18 protein-coding genes are annotated in these 21,601 nt (G+C 59.6%); 10 read left to right on the forward strand and 8 right to left on the reverse strand.

The window, feature by feature from the left end:
- The first annotated feature begins 16 nt into the window (after positions 1-16).
- The 3 genes from AO065_RS08665 (at position 17) to AO065_RS08675 (ending at position 4,511) form a co-directional block, all read left to right on the forward strand.
- The gene (locus AO065_RS08665; RefSeq protein WP_004887197.1) at positions 17-940 is read left to right on the forward strand and encodes a hydrogen peroxide-inducible genes activator; all 924 of its coding nucleotides are present in this window, start codon (positions 17-19) and stop codon (positions 938-940) included.
- A gap of 11 nt (positions 941-951) precedes the next feature.
- Complete coding sequence (gene recG / locus AO065_RS08670) at positions 952-3,027, forward strand: ATP-dependent DNA helicase RecG (RefSeq protein WP_004887199.1); 2,076 nt, start codon at positions 952-954, stop codon at positions 3,025-3,027.
- An 86-nt stretch (positions 3,028-3,113) separates the two neighbouring features.
- On the forward strand, positions 3,114-4,511 hold the full coding sequence (locus tag AO065_RS08675) for an aminoacyl-tRNA deacylase and HDOD domain-containing protein (protein ID WP_004887201.1): 1,398 nt from the start codon (positions 3,114-3,116) through the stop codon (positions 4,509-4,511).
- A 369-nt stretch (positions 4,512-4,880) separates the two neighbouring features.
- Here the strand turns inward: AO065_RS08675 and AO065_RS08680 are convergent, their stop codons facing one another.
- Positions 4,881-5,282, reverse strand: a complete 402-nt coding sequence (locus AO065_RS08680) for a GFA family protein (protein WP_004887678.1) — start codon at positions 5,280-5,282, stop codon at positions 4,881-4,883.
- 322 nt (positions 5,283-5,604) lie between these two features.
- On the opposite strand from AO065_RS08680, the gene AO065_RS08685 reads away from it, so the two are divergent.
- From AO065_RS08685 to AO065_RS08705, 5 genes are all read left to right on the forward strand, one after another.
- Positions 5,605-6,912: a CitMHS family transporter gene (locus AO065_RS08685; RefSeq protein WP_004887675.1), complete on the forward strand. Its 1,308-nt coding sequence runs from the start codon at positions 5,605-5,607 to the stop codon at positions 6,910-6,912.
- A 71-nt stretch (positions 6,913-6,983) separates the two neighbouring features.
- Positions 6,984-7,733 carry a TerC family protein gene (locus AO065_RS08690; protein WP_004887672.1) on the forward strand — a complete coding sequence of 250 codons (750 nt, stop codon included), beginning with the start codon at positions 6,984-6,986 and terminating at the stop codon, positions 7,731-7,733.
- A gap of 209 nt (positions 7,734-7,942) precedes the next feature.
- Positions 7,943-9,595, forward strand: coding sequence for a Na/Pi cotransporter family protein (locus tag AO065_RS08695; protein ID WP_004887670.1), 1,653 nt, complete (start codon positions 7,943-7,945; stop codon positions 9,593-9,595).
- A 57-nt stretch (positions 9,596-9,652) separates the two neighbouring features.
- Positions 9,653-11,032 carry a M16 family metallopeptidase gene (locus AO065_RS08700; RefSeq protein ID WP_004887669.1) on the forward strand — a complete coding sequence of 460 codons (1,380 nt, stop codon included), beginning with the start codon at positions 9,653-9,655 and terminating at the stop codon, positions 11,030-11,032.
- Between the two features lie 99 nt (positions 11,033-11,131).
- Complete coding sequence (locus AO065_RS08705; RefSeq protein ID WP_004887667.1) at positions 11,132-12,313, forward strand: DUF5924 family protein; 1,182 nt, start codon at positions 11,132-11,134, stop codon at positions 12,311-12,313.
- A gap of 4 nt (positions 12,314-12,317) precedes the next feature.
- Here AO065_RS08705 and AO065_RS08710 read toward each other — a convergent pair whose 3' ends face one another.
- From AO065_RS08710 to AO065_RS08735, 6 genes are all read right to left on the reverse strand, one after another.
- Entirely contained in the window at positions 12,318-13,559 is a 1,242-nt protein-coding gene (locus tag AO065_RS08710) for a nucleoside recognition domain-containing protein (protein ID WP_004887666.1), read from the reverse strand.
- Positions 13,560-14,011: 452 nt separating this feature from the next.
- Complete coding sequence (gene gltP, locus AO065_RS08715; protein WP_004887664.1) at positions 14,012-15,343, reverse strand: glutamate/aspartate:proton symporter GltP; 1,332 nt, start codon at positions 15,341-15,343, stop codon at positions 14,012-14,014.
- Between the two features lie 634 nt (positions 15,344-15,977).
- A complete protein-coding gene (locus tag AO065_RS08720; protein WP_004887662.1) occupies positions 15,978-16,442 on the reverse strand; it encodes an inhibitor of vertebrate lysozyme family protein in 465 nt (154 codons plus the stop codon).
- 2 nt (positions 16,443-16,444) lie between these two features.
- The gene (locus AO065_RS08725; protein WP_002555679.1) at positions 16,445-16,609 is read right to left on the reverse strand and encodes a DUF1328 domain-containing protein; all 165 of its coding nucleotides are present in this window, start codon (positions 16,607-16,609) and stop codon (positions 16,445-16,447) included.
- Between the two features lie 60 nt (positions 16,610-16,669).
- Positions 16,670-16,954: a hypothetical protein gene (locus tag AO065_RS08730; protein WP_004887660.1), complete on the reverse strand. Its 285-nt coding sequence runs from the start codon at positions 16,952-16,954 to the stop codon at positions 16,670-16,672.
- A gap of 232 nt (positions 16,955-17,186) precedes the next feature.
- Positions 17,187-18,032: a BON domain-containing protein gene (locus tag AO065_RS08735; protein ID WP_004887658.1), complete on the reverse strand. Its 846-nt coding sequence runs from the start codon at positions 18,030-18,032 to the stop codon at positions 17,187-17,189.
- A gap of 197 nt (positions 18,033-18,229) precedes the next feature.
- Between AO065_RS08735 and algB the strand changes: the two genes are divergently transcribed.
- Together algB and AO065_RS08745 are read left to right on the forward strand one after the other, a co-directional pair.
- Complete coding sequence (gene algB, locus AO065_RS08740) at positions 18,230-19,576, forward strand: sigma-54-dependent response regulator transcription factor AlgB (RefSeq protein ID WP_004887656.1); 1,347 nt, start codon at positions 18,230-18,232, stop codon at positions 19,574-19,576.
- Between the two features lie 10 nt (positions 19,577-19,586).
- Positions 19,587-21,374 (forward strand): KinB sensor domain-containing domain, encoded by a 1,788-nt coding sequence (locus tag AO065_RS08745; RefSeq protein ID WP_004887654.1) that lies wholly within the window; start codon positions 19,587-19,589, stop codon positions 21,372-21,374.
- 47 nt (positions 21,375-21,421) lie between these two features.
- Here the strand turns inward: AO065_RS08745 and AO065_RS27395 are convergent.
- The coding region (locus tag AO065_RS27395; protein ID WP_238381509.1) for a hypothetical protein at positions 21,422-21,601 on the reverse strand (180 nt) is incomplete at its 5' end.

The following is a 21,601-nucleotide window of genomic DNA, read 5'->3' on the forward strand; positions in this document are numbered from 1 at the left end:
TTCATGGACGCACGTTATGACTCTTACAGAATTGCGCTACATCGTTACGCTTGCCCAGGAACAGCACTTCGGCCACGCCGCCGAGCGCTGTCATGTCAGCCAGCCTACGCTGTCGGTGGGTGTCAAAAAGCTCGAAGACGAACTCGGTGTGCTGATTTTCGAGCGCAGCAAGAGCGCCGTGCGCCTGACGCCAGTGGGCGAAGGCATCGTCGCCCAGGCGCAAAAGGTACTTGAACAGGCTCAGGGTATCCGCGAGCTGGCCCAGGCTGGCAAGAACCAGCTGACGGCACCGCTGAAAGTCGGCGCCATCTACACCGTCGGCCCTTACCTGTTTCCCCATCTGATTCCGCAACTGCATCGCGTTGCCCCGCAGATGCCGTTGTACATCGAGGAAAACTTCACTCACGTGCTGCGCGACAAGCTGCGCAACGGTGAGCTGGATGCCGTCATCATCGCGCTGCCATTCAACGAAGCCGACGTGCTGACCCTGCCTCTGTATGACGAGCCGTTTTCTGTCCTGATGCCTGCCGACCACCCGTGGACTCAAAAAGAGACCATCGACGCCTCGGCCCTGAATGACAAGAGCCTGCTGTTGCTGGGTGAAGGCCACTGTTTCCGCGATCAGGTGCTGGAAGCCTGTCCTACACTGACCAAAGGCAGCGAGGGCGCCAGGCACACCACCGTGGAATCCAGCTCGCTGGAAACCATCCGCCACATGGTCGCGTCAGGACTGGGGATTTCGATTCTGCCGTTGTCGGCCGTCGACAGTCACCACTACGCGCCCGGCGTGATCGAAGTACGTCCGCTGACGCCGCCCGTACCGTTCCGCACGGTTGCCATCGCCTGGCGTGCAAGTTTCCCAAGGCCCAAGGCTATCGAGATTCTCGCTGACTCCGTGCGCCTGTGTTCAGTGGCACGTCCCAAGACAGAAGCGAGCTAGGCAGGAAGAAAATGAGCGAGCTTTCCAAAGTCTCGGTCACCGCGCTCAAGGGCGTCGGCGAGGCCATGGCTGAAAAGCTGGCAAAGGTCGGTCTGGAAAACCTGCAGGATGTGCTGTTTCATCTGCCGTTGCGTTATCAGGATCGGACTCGCGTCGTGCCTATTGGCGCGTTGCGGCCAGGCCAGGACGCGGTGATCGAAGGCGTCGTAAGCGGCGCCGATGTAGTGATGGGCAAACGTCGCAGCCTGCTGGTGCGCCTGGGCGATGGCACAGGTGTCGTCAGCCTGCGCTTCTATCACTTCAGCAATGCCCAGAAAGAAGGCATGAAGCGCGGTACTCACCTGCGCTGTTTCGGCGAAGCACGCCCTGGCGCGTCCGGCCTTGAAATCTATCACCCCGAATACCGTGCGATCACGGGCGACGAGCCTGCGCCTGTCGAACAGACCCTGACGCCGATCTATCCCTCGACCGAAGGCCTGACGCAGCAGCGTCTGCGCCAGCTCTGTCAGCAAAGCCTGGCGATGCTCGGCCCCAAAAGTCTGCCGGACTGGCTGCCGGATGAGCTGGCCCGAGATTATCAACTGGCTCCGCTGGACGATGCGATTCGCTACCTGCATCACCCACCGGCCGACGCCGACGTCGAAGAGCTGGCTCTGGGTCATCACTGGGCCCAGCATCGTCTGGCGTTCGAGGAGCTGCTGACTCACCAGCTCTCCCAACAACGGCTTCGCGAAAGCCTGCGCTCGCAACGTGCACCGGCCCTGCCGCTGGCGAAAAAACTGCCAAAGCAATTTCTTGCCAACCTCGGCTTTCCGCCCACCGGCGCGCAGCAGCGGGTCGGCAAGGAAGTGGCCTACGACCTCAGTCAGCCCGAACCCATGCTGCGCCTGATTCAGGGCGACGTCGGCTCGGGCAAGACCGTGGTAGCCGCGCTCGCGGCCTTGCAGGCGCTGGAGGCCGGTTATCAGGTGGCGTTGATGGCACCGACCGAGATTCTCGCCGAGCAGCACTACATCAACTTTCAGCGCTGGCTCGAGCCGCTGGGCATCGGTGTGGCGTGGCTGGCCGGCAAACTCAAGGGCAAAGCCCGCGTGACCTCGCTTGAACAGATCGCCAGCGGCACACCGATGGTGGTCGGCACACACGCGCTGTTTCAGGACGAAGTGCAGTTCAAGAATCTGGCACTGGTCATCATCGACGAACAGCACCGCTTCGGCGTTCAGCAGCGTCTGGCGCTGCGCAAGAAGGGCGTAGGCGGCCTGATGTGTCCGCACCAGCTGATCATGACGGCCACACCGATTCCCCGCACGCTGGCCATGAGTGCCTATGCGGACCTGGACACGTCGATTCTCGACGAACTGCCGCCGGGTCGTACGCCGGTCAACACCGTGCTGGTCGCCGACAGTCGCCGAATGGAAGTGATCGAGCGGGTGCGCTCCGCCTGTGCGGAGGGTCGGCAGGCGTATTGGGTGTGCACGCTGATTGAAGAGTCCGAAGAACTGACCTGCAAGGCGGCCGAAACGTCGTTCGAAGAATTGAGCAGCGCGCTGGGCGAGTTGCGTGTCGGGCTGATCCATGGGCGCATGAAGCCTGCCGAGAAAGCAGCGATCATGGCCGAGTTCAAACAGGGCGCACTGCAGCTGCTGGTGGCGACCACGGTGATCGAAGTCGGCGTCGATGTGCCCAATTCCAGCCTGATGATCATCGAGAACCCCGAGCGACTGGGCCTTGCCCAGCTCCACCAGTTACGTGGTCGAGTCGGCCGGGGCAGCGCTGTCAGTCACTGCGTGCTGCTTTACCATCCGCCGCTGTCGCAAATCGGGCGACAGCGACTGGGAATCATGCGTGAGACCAACGACGGTTTCGTCATCGCCGAAAAGGATCTGGAGCTGCGCGGCCCAGGCGAAATGCTCGGAACCCGACAAACGGGCCTGCTGCAATTCAAGGTCGCCGACCTGATGCGTGATGCCGATCTATTGCCTGCCGTTCGCGACGCAGCCCAAGCCCTGCTTGAGCGTTGGCCGCAACATGTCAGTCCATTGCTCGAACGCTGGCTGCGTCATGGCCAGCAGTATGGCCAGGTGTGATACAGGCTATGCTTTGGAAACCGCATGCGACCCAACTTGAATAAGGTGGTTATACTTCGGCCACTGTAGGAATTTGGACAAAGACCATGACAGAAGTTGCTCACGTCGATGATTCGCATCACGCCCCGTCGGTTATCCGGCAGTTGCTTGAAAAGTTGGCGATCAGCTACAACGAAGTCGTCGATGACAAAAACCTGCAACCGACGCGCAAGGTTCAGGCCGTCCTGGTCGAAGACGCCGTCGGCGCTCTTCTCATTCTGTTTCCGCAAAGTCAGTTGCTGGACCTCAGCCGGATCACCGAGCTGACGGGTCGGCAATTGACCGCTGTCCCGCACGAGCGGCTGCTGCGCATGCTGGCGAAACACAGCCTGCATGTGCTGCCGGGCCTGCCCGCGCTGACCAGTTCACCCTGCCTTTACGATGAGCGCCTGCTGCAGGAACCCTCGCTGTTGGTAGGTTCGGGCGAACCCGGCGTGTTACTGGAAATCAGCAGCGAAGACTTCAAAGGCATGCTCAGCAAAGCCAGCGCCGCCGTTTTCGGGCAGCCTGTCAGTGCAATTCATCCCAACCTCGATCGTCCTGATGATGACCCGGCAGAAATTACCAAAGCCATGAGTAATTTCACGGCGCGCCGTATCCAGCAACGCCTGGAAGCGACACTGGAAATTCCGCCGCTGGCCGGGACTGCGCAAAAGATCATCAAGTTGCGGGTCGATCCCGATGCGACCATCGACGACATCACCGGCGTGGTCGAAACCGATCCTGCGCTGGCAGCACAGGTCGTCAGTTGGGCTGCTTCGCCTTACTACGCGTCGACCGGCAAGATTCGCTCGGTGGAAGACGCCATCGTCCGCGTGCTGGGTTTCGATCTGGTGATCAACCTGGCACTGGGCCTGGCGCTGGGCAAGACCCTGAGCCTGCCCAAGGATCAGCCGCAACAGACCACGCCTTACTGGCAACAGTCGATCTACACCGCAGCCGTCATCGAGGGCCTGACCCGCGCCATCCCGCGCGCCAAGCGACCTGAAGGCGGCCTGACGTATCTGGCCGGTCTGCTGCACAACTTTGGCTACCTGCTGCTCGCGCACGTCTTCCCGCCGCACTTCTCGCTGATCTGCCGTCAGTTGGAAGTGAACCCGCACCTGCATCACAGCTACATCGAGCACCATCTGCTCGGCATCAGCCGTGAACAGATCGGCGCCTGGCTGATGCGTTACTGGGACATGCCGGACGAACTCGCCACTGCGCTGCGCTTTCAACATGATCCCCATTACGCAGGCGAACATCACGCCTACGCCAATCTGGTGTTTCTGGCCGTGCGTCTGTTGCGTGCCAACGGCGTCGGCGCAGGGCCACAGCAGGAGATTCCGGACGAGCTGTTCGAGCGTCTTGGTCTGACCCGCGAAAAGGCCAACGAATCCGTCAAGAAAGTACTCGAAGCCGAAGTGCTGCTGCGCGAACTGGCGTCTCAGTTCAGCCAATAAGCGCTCACTCTGCCCATCGCGTGGGCATGCACCCTGTGCGCTCTGCGTCACTTCGAAAGCGGACGCGGAGCGTCCTGAGAGGCATTCCCACGCAGAGCGTAGGAACGATCAGCGTGATCTCAAGCACGCCGATCATTCCCTCAGCGTTATACCCGAGTCTTGCTGCGACCACGGACTGTGGGAGGCGGCTTGCCGGCGATGCTTTTTCNACGACCTATCAGTGACTGAACGGACGCCATCGCCGGCAAGCCGCCTCCCACGGGGTATGCATTCCGTCAGTCACTTTCGTTTTAGCCCCCGTTTTGCGCGTCTTGCGGACTTGTGTATAACGATGAGCGCAGCGTGGGAACGATCAATTCCGTACCCTTTTCAATCCGACTCTCCCTCACGCCCCGGCAAATGCTCGTCCAGGTGCAGCCACGGCAATCGGTTTTCGATGAAGATGTGCCGCGAGGGCGCTGCCAGCTCCGGGTGGTCGAGCGTGGCAATGACCACGTCGATCTGCTGCGGACTGTTGCGGGTGAACAGCGCCGCATGTGCTCCGCAGTTGCCGCAGAAGTAGCGGATGCAGGTCGGGCCAGAGTCATAGGTCGCCGGGCTGCCCGCCAGCCACTGGAAAGACGCCAGTGGCACGGAGGTCCAGGTCATGACCGTCCCGCCGGACGTTCGTCGGCAGATGGAACAGTGGCAATGGGCGATGTCCTCCAGAGGCGCATCGAACTGATAACGCAGGTTGCCGCAATGGCAGCCGCCGGTGTGGATCTGGCTCATGACCGCGTCTCCCTGTTGTGCGTCGATAAGCGTGTGGCCTTAAAGTGACCACAAACACTGAATAAAGTGACCACAAACACCGATTGAAAGGTCGGTGAAAGCTTGCGCAATTAGCATCGCCTCACTTCCGGCAAAAAGACCGGCCAGCCCGGGTATCGCTCCACGCGTTCCCTGGCCCAATTAACAACAATAATGGTGATTGCAATGCTTGCTGACTTTCCGATCCGTACCCTCCTTGCGCCCCCTCTCCACGTACCGCTCCTACTGAGCTGACTCGTTCGTTTCCATCGTTCTGTAGCCGTATTACGTCTGGAGTATTCCCATGCTGACTTTCCTTGGCTTTGCCATGGTCATTGCGTTCATGTACCTGATCATGAGCAAGCGACTGACCGCGCTGATTGCCCTGATCCTGGTGCCTATCATTTTCGCCCTGTTCGGCGGCTTCGCGTCGCAGATCGGCCCGATGATGCTGGCCGGTATTACCAAGCTGGCGCCGACCGGCGTCATGCTGATGTTCGCCATTCTGTACTTCGCGCTGATGATCGACTCCGGCCTGTTCGACCCGGCCGTGCGCAAGATCCTGAAAATGGTGAAAGGCGACCCGATGCGCATCTCGGTCGGCACCGCTGTGCTGGCCCTGGTGGTCTCGCTGGACGGTGACGGCGCAACCACCTACATGATCTGCGTGGCCGCCATGCTGCCGCTGTACAGCCGCGTCGGCATGAGCCCGCGCATTATGGCAGGCCTGATCATTCTGGCCGGTGGCGTGATGAACATGACCCCGTGGGGCGGCCCGACCGCTCGTGCGGCCAGCGCCCTGCATGTCGATGCCTCGGACATTTTCGTCCCGATGATTCCTGCAATGCTGGCTGGCGTGGTGGCGATCCTGGCAATTGCCTACTTCTACGGCAAACGTGAGCGTGCCCGTCTGGGTGAGCTGCACCTGAAAGGCGATGAAGTCGATCACAGCGAAATCAGTGTTTCGCAGTTCCCGGATGCCCGTCGCCCGAAACTGATCTGGTTCAACGGTGGCCTGACGCTGGTATTGATGGTCGCCCTGATCATGGGTCTGCTGCCGCTGCCGGTGCTGTTCATGATTGCGTTCAGTATCGCGATGATCATCAACTACCCGAATCTGCAGGATCAGAAAGACCGCGTTTCGGCTCACGCCGGTAGCGTTCTGGCGGTGGTCGGTCTGATCTTCGCTGCCGGCATCTTCACCGGCATCCTGTCGGGCACCGGCATGGTCGATGCCATGTCCAAGAGCCTGCTGGCCGTGATCCCTGACGCACTGGGCCCTTACCTGGCGGTCATCACCGCGCTGGTGAGCATGCCGTTCACCTTTTTCATGTCCAACGACGCGTTCTACTACGGCGTACTGCCCGTGCTGTCCGAGGCCGCCGCCCATTACGGCATCAGCCCGGTGGAAATGGCTCGCGCCTCCATCGTCGGCCAGCCGGTTCACCTGCTCAGCCCGCTGGTGCCTTCGACCTACCTGCTGGTCGCACTGGCCGGGATCGAGTTCGGCGATCACCAGCGTTTCACCCTGAAGTGGGCGATTCTGGTGTGCATGTGCATTCTGGTCGCAGCGCTGGTCATGGGCATTTTCCCGCTCTATAGCAGTCTATAAACTCAGGCTGTGACAGGCCCGCCATTGACCCGAAGGTTGATGGCGGGCTTTTTCATGTTTGAGGACACCCCATGGAATGGCTGACCAATCCCGAGATCTGGGCTGCATTTTTTACCCTGACCGCCCTGGAAATCGTTCTGGGCATCGACAACATCATCATGATTTCCATCCTCGTCGGGCACATGCCCAAGGCGATGCAGCCACGCACCCGGATCGTCGGGCTGGCGCTGGCGATGGTGACGCGGATTCTGCTGTTGCTCTCCATCACCTGGGTCATGCGCCTGACCGATGATCTGTTTTCGGTGCTGGGCAAAGGCTTTTCCGGGCGTGATCTGATCCTGTTCTGCGGCGGACTGTTTCTGCTCTGGAAAGGCTCGCAGGAGATCTATCACGGGCTGGAAGGCGAGGAAGAGGGCGCAACGCCCAGGGGCGGAAACGGGCAGTTCTTCTACACCATCATTCAGATCGCCATTCTCGACATCGTGTTCTCACTGGATTCGGTCATCACCGCCGTGGGCATGGTCTCCGATATTCCGGTCATGATCGCGGCCATCGTGACGGCGGTCCTGGTGATGATGCTGTGCTCGGGCGCCATCAGCGACTTCATCAATCGGCATCCGTCATTGAAGATGCTCGCCCTGTCATTTCTGATTCTGGTCGGCACCGTCCTGATCGCGGACGCGTTCGACGTGCACGTGCCCAAGGGCTATGTGTACTTCGCAATGGCGTTTTCGCTGGGAGTGGAAACCATCAATATCCGGATGCGCATGGCCAGGGCTGTCCGTAAGGAGCGCATGAGTGACTCAAGCGATAGGCGCTGACTGGAAGTACAACCTGTGGGAGTCTGCGTCACTCAGTAAGAGGGTGATTTATGACACTTTTATTTCAATGAAACCAAGGCTGTGCGATGCTGGCGTCAAGGCCAAAGGCCGACTAAAGCTTAGTAGAGCGTTACAAAACACTTCCCCGCTCGCTACACGCTGCACCTTCAATCCAATGCCTGTATGGGCAAACCTCAGGGGCTCTCAGTATGCTGACCCTGCTCGATTTGCTATCCGCCGTGGCCCTGCTGATCTGGGGCACGCACATCGTGCGCACTGGCATCCTTCGTGTATACGGCGCGCAATTGCGGCGCGTGCTCAGCCAGAACATGTCCAAACGTCCACTGGCCTTTATCGCCGGTATTCTCGTGACCGCCATGGTGCAGAGCAGCAACGCCACGGCAATGCTGGTGACCTCGTTCGTGGGCCAGGGTCTGATGACGCTGACGCCAGCACTCGTGATCATGCTCGGCGCCGACGTCGGCACCGCACTGATGTCGCGAGTGCTGACCTTCGACCTATCCTGGTTGTCGCCGCTGCTGATTTTCCTCGGCGTGGTGTTCTTCCTGTCGCGCAAGCAGACCCGAGCAGGGCAGTTGGGCCGCGTCGGTATCGGCCTGGGGCTGATCGTGCTGGCGCTGCAACTGATCGTCGAAGCGGCCGCTCCGATTACCCAGGCGGCAGGGGTGAAGGTGCTGTTCGCGTCATTGACGGGCGATCTGCTGCTGGATGCACTGGTCGGTGCCATGTTCGCCCTGATCTCCTATTCAAGCCTTGCAGCCGTGCTGCTGACCGCAACGCTGGCGGGGGCGGAAATCATCGGGCTGCCCGTGGCCATCGGTCTTGTGATCGGCGCCAACATCGGCAGCGGCCTGTTGGCGTTCCTGAGCACCAGCATGCAGAACGTGGCTGGCCGACAGGTCGCGCTGGGCAGCCTGCTGTACAAGCTGCTCGGATTGCTGCTGATCATTCCGGTGCTCGATCCGCTCGTAGCCTGGATCGACACCCTGGGCTTCAGCCCTCAAGAGCTGGTGATCGGCTTCCACCTGATCTACAACACTGCGCGCTGCCTGGTCATGCTGCCCACTGTCGGCCCGATGGCACGCCTGTGCACAGCGTTGCTGCCACAGCAGAACGAAGTCGGCGGCTTGGCCAAACCGCGCCATCTGGACCTTACCGCACTGGCAACGCCCAGCCTGGCGCTGGCCAATGCCGTACGCGAAACGCTGCGCATGGGCGATCTGATCGAAAGCATGCTCGGCTCGATGCTGGCCGTGCTGCGCGGCACACAGACCGCCGTCACGCAGGAGGTACGTCGTCTCAACGATGACGTGGAAGCGCTCTATAACGCGATCAAGCTTTACCTGGCGCAGATGCCGCGTGAAGAGCTGGGCGAGCACGATAATCGTCGCTGGGCGGAGATCATCGAGCTGACCATCAACCTGGAGCTGGCCGCCGGTCTGATCGAGCGCATGCTGCGCAAGATCCAGCAGCAAAAGACCTCGCAACGTCGCTCGTTTTCGGAAGTCGGACTGGAAGAGCTGGCCGACCTGCATATTCAGTTGCAGTCCAACCTGCGTCTGGGGCTTTCGGTCTTTCTCAGCGGCGACGAAGAAAGCGCCCGCCAACTGCTGCGTGAAAAACGTCGTTTTCGGGCGCAGGAACGACGTCTGGCGCATGCTCATGTCAGTCGTTTGCAGCGGAAAGTCGTGCAGAGCATCGAGACCAGTTCGCTGCACCTGGAGCTGATCGCCGACATGAAGCGCCTCAATTCACTGTTCTGCAGCAGCGCCTACGCAGTACTGGAAACCTCCGATACCGGCGCGCTTGCCAGCGAAACCGCAGTGGAACAATCGTTATGAACGTAAGGGGAGTGTCGAAGTCTGTTAAACATACCGGCCCGCAAGGAAAGCTGCGTTATGCGTTGCCTGCTGTTCGCTTGTCTGTTTCTCGTCACACTCCCTTCGTTTGCCCTTGACCGCTTCAAGGTCGAGGGCTATCTGCTGCCCAATGGTCTGCAAGTTCTTCTGAAACCAGGTTACGAAAAAGGCCACGTTGCCATCCGCCTGGTGGTAGGCATCGGCTTCGATGATTTTCAGTGCCAGGACAAGGAACTGCCGCACCTGCTGGAACACCTGCTGTTCAGCGGCATCGACGACACCGGAGAAGGCGGTCTGGAAGAGCGCATGCAGGCGTTGGGTGGCGAGTGGAATGCCTTCACCAGCAACACCGATACCACCTTCGTGCTCGAAGCGCCCGCCCGTAATCAGCGCAAGGTGCTGGACCTGTTGCTGGACGTCATGACAAAGACCGAGCTCACTCAGGACCGGCTCGACAATGTGAAGCGCATTGTCGAGCGTGAGGACGGGGGGCACTTTTCCCATTTGCAGCGCCTGCTTGATAATCGCGGCTCAAGCCACGGCGCCAGTAGCCAACTGGCGATAGAAATGGGGCTCAAATGCGCTGAACGTCCTGAAGTGGACAACATTGCGCTGGAACATATCGAAGAGGTTTTTTCCAGCTGGTATGCCCCTAACAACATGACCCTGATCGTGGTCGGCGATCTCGACAAGCTGCTGCCAGCCTATCTTGAACGCACCTACGGCAAGCTGGCCCCGACCGATCCCATCGATCATCCACCACTGGCCGAGAGCAACGGCTCTGCCGAGCCACGACGCGAGCTGGAGCGCGGCGGGCTGGGAGATAACGCCAGACTGCATCTGTTCTACACCGAACCCGAACTCGACGATCAGCACGATGAGACCTGGGATCTGGTCAAGGCCTACCTGGACTGGTCGCTCTACACCGAGCTACGCCTCAAGCATGGCCTGTCCTACGGCCCTTCCGCCGAGCGCGAAGTATTCGGCGATGTTGGCTTTCTGAGTCTGAATGCCGATGTGGAACGCGAAGACGCCGATGAGGCCGAGCGGGAAATGCGCGCGCTGGTCGAGCGTCTGCAGAAGGACGGCATGCAGCCCGAAACCTTTGCACGTCTGCAGGAAGCTGCGATTGCGCGTCAGGCATGGGCCGTTCAAGGCAACAGCGCACTGGCCGATTACTATTGGGGCGCGATCAACGATTACGAGGACGGACGCTTTGTCGATCCGGCCAAACGCATCAAGGCCGTGAGCCTGGAAACCGCCAACCGGGCGATGCGCCAGTTGTTGGCTCAGCCGGGCTACATGCGTATCGAAAAACCGCTGCTCAGCTATGACGGCCTGTACTGGGTGATTGCTGCATTGCTGGGCCTGATCGTGGTCCTGCTGGCGCTGTGGCGCTGGCGGGCGCGGCGTAAATAAGAGCCGAACCGGTGCATTGCACCTCTTCGCACAGGGACCCGCGCTGCGTTGTTATGCTGCGCGGGTTTTTGATCGTTTTGAACCGAGTGAACTGCCCAGATGCCTGACCTGAACCGCTTTGTGACACCCGTGCTCGACCTGATGCAACGCTATCCGGGGCTTATTGCGGCTTTTGGTTTCGCCTCCGGTATTGCCAGCTTCATTCTGGTGGATCGTCAGGAAGGTCTGGCCACCTGGATCGCGGTGGTCATGCTGATCAGCTGGCTGTGGCTGATGGTCGAAAACACCATGGTCGGGATGCTCAATAAGGCCATCGGGCGAGAGATTCCCCAGGGGCTGCTGCGTTACGGCACGCAGATGATTCACCAGGAAAGCCTGTTCTTCGTCCTGCCATTCTTTTTCATCACCACCACCTGGAACAGCGGCCAGGCCGTGTTCACGGCGCTGTTGGGCGCTGCAGGGCTGATCTCGATCATTGATCCGCTGTATTACAAATGGCTCGCGCCACGCCGCTGGCTGTTTATGGCCCTGCACACGCTGACCCTGTTCGCGGCGCTGCTCACCGCGCTGCCGATCATTGTGCACCTGACCACCGCCGAGAGTTACAAGCTGGCGCTGGGTGTCGCGATGCTGCTTTCGTTTCCAAGCCTGGCGTCGAGCTTCCCGCTGACCAACTGGCGCAACGCGCTGATGGTCATCACGATGATTGTAGTGGCGGGCGGCGCGGGCTGGCTGCTGCGTTCCTGGGTACCGCCTGCGACCCTGTGGCTGACCGAAGTGGCCGTCAGCCCGGACTTCGACGACAAGAACCGTACACCGGGCGACAGCATCCGCCAGATCAGCGCCAGTCAGCTGCGCGCGAGCGGCCTGTATGCGTACACCGCGATCAACGCGCCACGGGGCCTTGAGGAGCGCATCTATCACGTGTGGCGACATGACGGTAAGGAGATGGACCGGATCGCCCTGGACATCCATGGCGGACGCAAGGAAGGCTACCGCGCCTGGACCCACAAACAGAATTTCCCGCAGGACGTGGTCGGGCGCTGGCAGGTGAGGGTGCTGACTGAAGACGGACAGATGATCGGTGTGCTGCGCTTCAACGTCACCGAGGGTAATGAGCCTGCCGTCAAACGCCCGACCGGCAGAATCATCAAACTCAAGCCGGGGGGCGATACCGGCGAAGAGACGACACCGGAATCGACACCTGAAAAATCCGCGCCTGCTCAGTCCAAGCAGGAGGCGCCCGCCACTGAAGCGGCGCCCGAGACGCCCGCCCAATAATCCTTCAGGTGGCGGTGGCGCCGAAGAACCAGTAGCAGACGAAGATAGCCGCCACTACACCCGCGAACTCGGCAAACAGCGCACACCCCACGGCGTGGCGGGCGCGCTGAATGCCGACTGCACCGAAGTACACCGCCAGCACGTAGAACGTGGTTTCGGTGCTGCCCTGAATCGTTGCGGCAGCCAGCGCGGCGAAACTGTCCACACCCTGGGTCTGCATGGTCTCGATCAGCAAGGCCCGTGCAGCACTGCCGGAGAACGGCTTGACCATCGCCGTCGGCAGCGCATCGACGAAGCGGGTGTCCCAGCCCAGCCACTCGACCATGTGCCTGATGCCTTCCAGGCCAAAGTCCAGCGCACCTGAGGCACGCAACACCCCGACGGCACACAGCATGGCCACCAGATAGGGCAGCAGGCTCTTGGCGACGTCGAAGCCTTCCTTCGCACCTTCGACAAACGCCTCGTACACCTGCACCTTGCGCAGTGAGCCGACGATCAGAAACATCATGATCAGGCCAAACAGCGTGAGGTTACCGAGAATGGACGACAGACCCGCCAGTGCCGCCGCTGAAAGGGTCGCCAGAAAGGCCATGAAACCGCCGAGCAGCAGCGCGCCGGGAATCAGATAGGCCAGCACGACCGGGTCCCACAGCCGCAGACGCTGCATGAATGCAACCGACAGCAGCCCCACAACCGTCGAGGCGCTGGTGGCCAGCAGGATTGGCAGGAAGACCAACGTAGGGTCCGCAGCCCCTTGCTGGGCGCGGTACATGAAGATCGTCACCGGCAGCAGGGTCAGGGACGAGGCGTTCAATACCAGAAACAGAATCTGCGCGTTGCTGGCGGTGTCCTTGCTGGGGTTGAGCTCCTGCAGGGAGCGCATGGCCTTGAGCCCGATGGGCGTGGCGGCGTTATCCAGCCCGAGTGCGTTGGCAGCGAAGTTGAGGGTAATCAGACCCAGCGCAGGATGGCCGGGCGGCACTTCGGGCATCAGCCGCAGAAACAGCGGTCCGAGCACCTTGGCCAGCCAGTCGACGATCCCGGCCTTCTCGGCAATGCGCAGAAAGCCGAGCCAGAGGGTGAGGGTGCCGAACAACAGCACCATGACCTCGACCGACAGCTTGGCCATGGCGAAGATGCTTTCGACCATCGCCGCAAAGATGCCCGCATTGCCGCCAACCAGCCACTGCGCCATCGCGGAAATCGCCGCCACGACAAAAAAACCAAGCCACAGGCCATTGAGCATCGGATAAGTCCTTCACAAGATGCGGGGGATGATAACGGCGGGGTGGGCTGGAGGGAAATCGGCGGCCTGTATCCATGGCGCTGCGCGTCGTAGTCAGGCGCCGATGTTCGACGTTCATCGTCATACAATAGTCTGGAAGACGCGAAAACGGGGCCAACAACGGAAGCGTCTGACTGAATGCGGACCCGTGGGAGGCGGCTTGCCGGCGATTCATTTTCTGAAGCGACAGGTCGTTGACTGAACTGACGCCATCGCCGGCAAGCCGCCTCCCACAGTCCGTAGATTGCAGCAAGACCTGTGCACTACGCTGAGCGCTCTGCGTCACCTTCCAGAGCGGACGCGGAGTGCCCTGAGCGGCGTTACCACTCGGAGTGGAACGATCATCATGCCTTTCAACATCGGTAGAAACACAAAACCCCGGAAATCCGGGGTTTTGTGTTTGCCATTAGCGATTACTCAGCAGCAGGGCTGCCCAGCGGGACCGGTTCCTTGCTGCGCCAGTGCGGCAGGGAGTCCCAGTAGGCCTGGCCCTTGGCGTCGTCGTACATGCCTTCCCAGCGAGAGATGACCAGTACGGCCAGGGCGTTGCCGATCACGTTCAGGGCGGTGCGTGCCATGTCCATGATGCGGTCGACACCGGCGATGAACGCCAGGCCTTCCAGCGGAATACCCGCGCTGCCCAGTGTGGCCAGCAGCACCACGAAGGACACGCCAGGAACGCCAGCAATGCCTTTGGAGGTCACCATCAGGGTCAGGACCAGCATCAGTTGCGCGCCAATCGAAAGATCAATGCCGTAAAGCTGTGCAATGAAGAGCGCCGCGATGCTCTGGTACAGCGTCGAGCCGTCGAGGTTGAAGGAATAACCGGTCGGCACCACAAAGCTGCAGATCGCTTTCGGCGCGCCATAGGCTTCCATCTTCTGGATGACGCGTGGCAATACGGTCTCGGAGCTTGCGGTGGAGTAGGCCAGGATCAGCTCGTCCTTGAAGATGCGCATCAGTTTGATGACCGAGAAGCCGAAGGCGCGGGCGATCAGGCCAAGTACCACAAAAGCGAAGAAGGCGATGGCCACGTAAACCAGAATCACCAGCTTGGCCAGCGGCAGCAGCGAAGCAAAACCGAAGTTGGCGACGGTCACGGCGATCAGTGCGAAAACGCCGATCGGTGCGTAGTTCATGATCATGTGGGTAACCTTGAACATGGTCTCCGACACGCCCTGGAACATTTTGACCAACGGATCACGCACATCAGCCTGCAGGCTGGAAAGACCCAGACCGAACAGCACCGAGAAGAAGATGATCGGCAGCATCTCGCCACGCGCCATGGCGGCGAAGATGTTGGATGGAATCAGGTTGAGGATCGTCGCGATGAACGCGTGATCGTGCTGAACCTCGGCGGTGGTCTGCTGATATTTGGAGATATCGACCGTACCCAGCGTGCTCATGTCGATGCCGGTGCCAGGGTGGAACACGTTGGCCAGGACCAGACCGACCAGAATTGCGATAGTCGTGACCACTTCGAAATAGATGATGGTCTTGAGGCCGATACGTCCCAGCTTCTTGGCATCGCCTACGCCTGCAATGCCCACGACAAGCGAGGCGACAACGATAGGGATGACGATCATCTTGATCAGGCGAATGAAAATGTCACCCGCTGGTTGCAGGATATTGGTGATCCACCAGGCCTTTTCGGCGCCGAAGTGATTGAGCAGTGCGCCAACAGCGATACCCAGCGCCAGACCGATCAATATCTGCCAGGCCAGACTCAGCTTTGCCTTCTTCATATTATTACCCTTGTTGAAAGTGGCTTGGGCAACTCCAAAACCGACACGCTGAAAAGGGCTTTTTCCACAGCCTTTTCAAGGGGCGGATACCTTTGGGCTGTCCACAGAAGGTCACCGCAGTCGAGCATCCCGGCTCTGTAGCAGGCGAAAAAAGTCGCAACTATTCCCACCACATGGATCCACGTCTAATGCCGTAAACGACTACCTCATGCACAATCGGCATACAAAAACGACAAAAAGGATTGATTTACGACATGGCGGATGCCGCTATTCGGCGCAAAGGTGGCTAAAACGTCGTCTTCGTTGTAAAGAGGGTCGAACAATCGGAAGGGGTGTTTTGCGGGGTTGGAACGATGTTGTTACAGGATTTAATAGATATACGGTTGACCAGAATTGAACTAAACAGGAAAAACGTAAAGCGCCGCACGAGCGGGGCGGTTCCCGACCGACGAAGTCGATGCATGGAACCTTCCACTGTGCGGCAGCTTGCCTGACCCGGCCCTCAACGGAGGTACTCCCTGTACCCCTAGGTCGCGCCGATCATTTCAATCAACACAACCCGGCCCCCTGGTCATGCGCGTACCTTCCTCAGGTCGCGCAATAAGGAAGAGCCATCAAGCTCTTCCTCTCTGGATCAATACCAGTTCGGATCCTTGCGCAATTGCTCGTTGAGCAGTTGCTGCATGCCCTCGTCGGGCTTGCCCAAGTACCGGTAGGTGGCATGGCGCGTTGGCGACTTGTCCGCAGGCAGACCGGCGGGCACTTCAACCAGCATTGCGTAGGCATCTTCCTTGTCGAGACTGAAAGCCACGATCAGGCGCTTGCTTTTGCACGTATCGGCGGTCTCGCAAAGCGGACCCACCAGATACGGATCACCATCCTCGGTCACTGCCGTCATCTGCTCGGAAGTGCCAGAAAGATTGATCACCCAGTCGGGCAGTCGCTCTTCCTTCTTCACAACCTTCGCCCAGGTCTGGCGGTATTCGGGCGCTGAAGACAGCAACTCGTTTACACGCGCCTGACCATCATTGGCGGCAATCACTACAGCACTGCCGCCCATCAACAGGGCGGCAGCCAGCGCACGGAGCGACGTATGCATCGTTAGCCTCGACCGCGACGACCGAAGAAGAACGAAACAACGAACATCACCAGGAAGACAACGAACAGGATCTTGGCGATGCCTGTAGCTGTACCGGCGATACCACCGAAGCCAAGTACTGCAGCGACAATGGCGATGATCAGAAACGTGATAGCCCAACTCAACATGGTGATACTCCTTTTTTTACAGCTGTTTGAATGTATTGGATGCAGTCATTTCAAGTCGGATCAGAAGACCCATTTTTGCTGCGGCGCTACGTCATTCGAAGAGATGACACCCTCTACAGGGCGCAGGCTCAATGCAGTGTTCTGGGCCGCTGGAGCGCTGACGCTCCGATACGAGACGCTGCTGTGAATGATTTGCTGTCTGGTTTCAGTCGCTTCGTTGGCTTGAGACCAACGCTGGAACTGCTGAATGGCGATCAGGGTGACGAGCAGGGCGAGAAGCAGAAACAGACCTTGCTGTACGTGCAGAGGGGAGATACGCAACTGTGCGATACGCTGGCCGTTCATCCGCAAACTCCCTCCGCCCCCTGGGGCATTCGATCAATCGTATGGGCCGCATGTACCGGCCTTCGTTGAAAGGGATATTGCAGACTGCATGCCAGTTTTCAGATGCCAAATAAACTCAATAAAATCAACGGCTTGAAAGATCTTTAAAAGAGGACCTGCGAGCAAGCTGCACGATTGCACCTTTGCAATCGTGCGTTCTGCACGAAGCGCAGCGACGCTGCGCCGCCGATTATCAACCTGCGCTGCGGGCCATGACTTTCAAGGCGTCGGCATTTACGCCCTTCACGCCCCGAATGTTGCGTGCAATCTCGACCGCCAGTTCCTTTTCGGCGAAGTTGGCCACCACACCGTTAAGCGTCACCAGCCCCTCCTTGGTATCGACCTTGATGTTCAGACCGTCGAGGTTGCGGCTGTAGATCAGGCTGGATTTCACTTTGCTGGTGACCCAGGCGTCGCTGAGTTGCTCGACAGGGTTGAGGTTCTGCGGCTGGGTCTTGGCAGCGATGGAGTCCGCCGCACTCAGGCTGATGAGGTTATTGACGCTGACCACGCCATCCGTGTTGCTGGCGAGGCTGCCTGCAAGCTCCTTGGCTTCCGGGCTTTGAGCGCGACCCTTGAGCGTGACCACGCCATCCTTGCTGTCCACATCAATGTTCAGTGCCTCGGTCACGCTGCTCCACAGCAGCTTGGACTTCACAGTCGCCACCAGTGTGGCGTCTTCAAAGCGCTGAGCCATATTGGCTTTGGTGCCGGGCTCACTGGCGAGGGCTGCGTCGGTCTCAAGCTGGTTATCGACCTTGTCGATACCTTTGATGTCCAGCGCAATACGCTCAGCCAGTTCGCGGTCGACTTCGTTTTCTACCTTGCCTTTGAGCGTCGCGGTGCCTTGCTCGACATCCACATCGATCTTGAAAGGGCTCAGATGTTTGTTCAACGCGAAAGCGGTCCAGATCGAACCTTCCTGACGCGCTTCAGCCAACTGGGTGGGCAGATCGCCTTGAGTCTGCGCGAGCAATGGACTGCTGCCCAACACCGCAGCGGTCGCGGTGATCAACGCGATCTTTTTCAGTGAGTGCATGGCGTTCTCCTTCTGAGGTTGGCGTTTCGTCTTTGAACAGACGGTTTTAGCGACATAAACACGGATTAATCGGTCTGTTCGTCATTAGATGAACAGATCGCTAGCATGCATGCCGCAGAATCAATCAGAATTGACCATGCAACTTGCCCGATGATTCCGAGACTAACCAAGACAATTCACTAAGGAGCGTAGGAAAAATGGAAGCAGCCACTGAGAATCAGGGCCGTATTCTGCTTGTGGACGATGAGTCCGCCATCCTCCGCACTTTCCGGTACTGTCTGGAAGACGAAGGCTACAGTGTCGCCACTGCCAACAGCGCAGCGCAGGCGGACACATTGATGCAACGCCAGGTATTCGACCTGTGCTTTCTCGATTTACGCCTGGGCGAAGACAATGGCCTGGATGTGCTGGCACAGATGCGGGTTCAGGCACCATGGATGCGCGTGGTCATCGTGACCGCTCATTCGGCGGTGGACACAGCGGTTGATGCCATTCAGGCCGGCGCGGCCGATTACCTGGTCAAACCCTGCAGCCCTGACCAGCTGCGACTGGCGACTGCCAAGCAGCTGGAAGTCAGGCAGTTGTCGGCTCGCCTGGAAGCACTGGAAGGGGAGATTCGTAAACCCAAGGACGGTCTGGATTCCCACAGCCCGTCGATGATGGCGATTCTGGAAACAGCCCGTCAGGTGGCCGTGACCGATGCCAACATTCTGATCCTCGGCGAGTCGGGCACCGGTAAGGGTGAGCTGGCGCGCGCGATTCACGGCTGGAGCAAGCGGGCCAAGAAATCCTGCGTGACCATCAACTGCCCGTCGCTAACTGCAGAGCTGATGGAAAGCGAACTGTTCGGTCACAGCCGCGGAGCCTTTACCGGCGCCAGCGAAAGCACGCTGGGTCGTGTTAACCAGGCGGATGGCGGCACCCTGTTTCTCGACGAGATCGGCGATTTTCCGCTGACATTGCAACCCAAGTTGCTGCGTTTCATTCAGGACAAGGAATACGAGCGCGTCGGCGACCCGGTCACCCGGCGTGCAGATGTACGCATCCTTGCCGCCACCAACCTGAATCTGGAAGACATGGTGCGCAGTGGCCGTTTCCGCGAAGACCTGCTCTATCGCCTGAACGTGATCACCCTGAACCTGCCTGCCTTGCGCGAGCGCAGCGAAGATATCCTGACCCTGGCGGACCGTTTTCTGGCCCGCTTCGTCAAGGAATACGCGCGTCCGGCCCGCGGCTTCAGCGAAGAGGCGCGTGCGGCACTGCTCAATTATCGCTGGCCGGGCAACATCCGCGAGCTGCGCAACGTCATCGAACGGGCCAGCATCATCTGTCCGCAGGAGCGGGTGGAAATCAGCCACCTGGGCATGGCGGAACAACCGGCCAACAACGCGCCTCGCGTCGGTGCTGCGTTGAGCCTGGACGAGCTGGAAAAAGCCCACATCGGGGCCGTTCTGGCGACCAGCGACACACTCGATCAAGCAGCGAAGACATTGGGTATCGATGCCTCGACGCTTTATCGAAAACGCAAACAGTACAACCTGTGATTGAGCGCATATGAAACTGGCAATGAAGTTGCGCACTCGACTGTTCCTGAGTATTTCAGCCCTTATCACCGTGGCATTGCTGGGTCTTTTACTGGGCCTGGTCAGCGTCATGCAGATGGCCAGAACCCAGGAATCGCTGATCCAGCACAACTTCGCCATTCTCGATACCGGATTGAAACTGCGGCAAAACCTCGGCGACCAGTTGGTATTAATGACCGGCTCACGGCATAACGAGGCGGAACTGGAGAAAGTCCAGGAAGCGTTCAAGGATCTGCTGGATCAGAACGCTGCCAGTGACAACCGGCTGACGGTCATGGGGGCGTTCGAAAAGACTCGAGACGACTATCAGCGCTTCATCGACGACTGGAAACGCCTGGGCGACGACCCGCGCGGCATACGCGGCAACCCTGAACTCAGCGAAAGCTTCGACAAACTGCGCAACGGCTTGCTGGACATACATCGGCAGGCACTGGAAAGCATCAGCAACGCCGAGATCAGCTCTCGAGAGCGGGCATTGTGGATCGCAGGCCTTCTGGGACTGGTTGGGCTGGCTGTGCTGTGCATCGGTTTTGTAACGGCACACGGCATTGCCCGCCGTTTCGGTGCGCCCATCGAAGCGCTGGCCAAGGCCGCCGACCGCATCGGGCAGGGCAACTATGAAGTCACGCTGCCTATCTCTTCAGCGGCTGAAATGAATCTGCTGACCCGACGCTTCGGCATCATGGCCGAGGCGCTGCGCCAGCATCAGGCGACGAATGTCGATGAACTGCTGGCAGGCCAGCAACGCTTGCAAGCGGTGCTGGACAGCATCGACGACGGCCTGCTGATGATCGACCGACAGGGTCGCCTTGAGCACTTGAACCCTGTAGCGCAGCGTCAGCTTGGCTGGGACGAGAGTCGACTTGGACAAGGGCTCGGCGAAGCGTTGGGCCATCCCGAGCTGGACGAGCAGCTGCACCTGATTCTGCGTGGCGGCAGTCTGGAGCGCGCCCCGGAAGACCTCGCCATCGAGATCGACAGTGAATCGCGCCTTCTTACTTACAGCATGACGCCGGTAAGCCACACCAAAGGACACATCCTTGGCGCGGTGATGGTCTTGCACGACGTCACCGAGCAACGAGCTTTCGAGCGCGTGCGCAGCGAGTTCGTGCTGCGCGCTTCGCACGAACTGCGCACGCCGGTCACGGGCATGCACATGGCGTTTGGTCTGCTGCAGGAGAGGCTGCATTTTGCGCCAGAATCCCGCGAAGGGGACCTGCTCAATACAGTCACCGAAGAAATGCAGCGCCTGATGCAGCTCATCAACGACCTGCTGAATTTTTCGCGTTATCAGAATGGCCTGCAGAAGCTCAAGCTGGCGCCTTGCTCCATCGAAGCGCTACTGGAGGAGGCCAAGGCGCGCTTCGAAGAACAGGCTCAGGAGCAGGGCATCGTCCTGATGCTGGACATTCACGAAACCCTCCCGCGCCTGCATGCCGACCAGGCCCAGCTGGAGCGGGTACTGGACAACCTGCTCGACAACGCCCTGCGTCATACCCCGGAAAACGGCCTGATCCGCCTGCAGGCCAAACGTCATGGCGAACGCGCTGTCATCAGCGTGGAAGACAACGGCGAAGGCATTGCCTACGGTCAACAGGCGAGGATCTTCGAGCCCTTCGTGCAGGTTGGACGCAAGAAAGGCGGAGCAGGACTCGGACTGGCGTTGTGCAAGGAGATCGTCCAGCTGCATGGCGGGCGAATGGGCGTTTATTCGCGTCCAGGGCAGGGCACACAGTTCTACATGGCGCTGCCGCTTTAGCCAATACCGTGAAATGCACGCACACCTGCTTTTGCAGCTCTCAGAAGTTACGACTGCAGCGATGGGCTGCGTAGCGGCTCCAGATTGCATCTGACACACCGCGCGTGCAGGTTTTTGCTGCCGACTCCCGGCAGATCGCCTCTTATCAAACAACCTGTAATCTGCTGGATGAACACGTTTTTGTGGGAGGCGGCTTGCCGGCGATGAACGATGACGCGATTTTCCTG

Origin of the sequence: Pseudomonas viridiflava, from assembly GCF_001642795.1 — a bacterium.
Taxonomy (GTDB): domain Bacteria; phylum Pseudomonadota; class Gammaproteobacteria; order Pseudomonadales; family Pseudomonadaceae; genus Aquipseudomonas; species Aquipseudomonas viridiflava.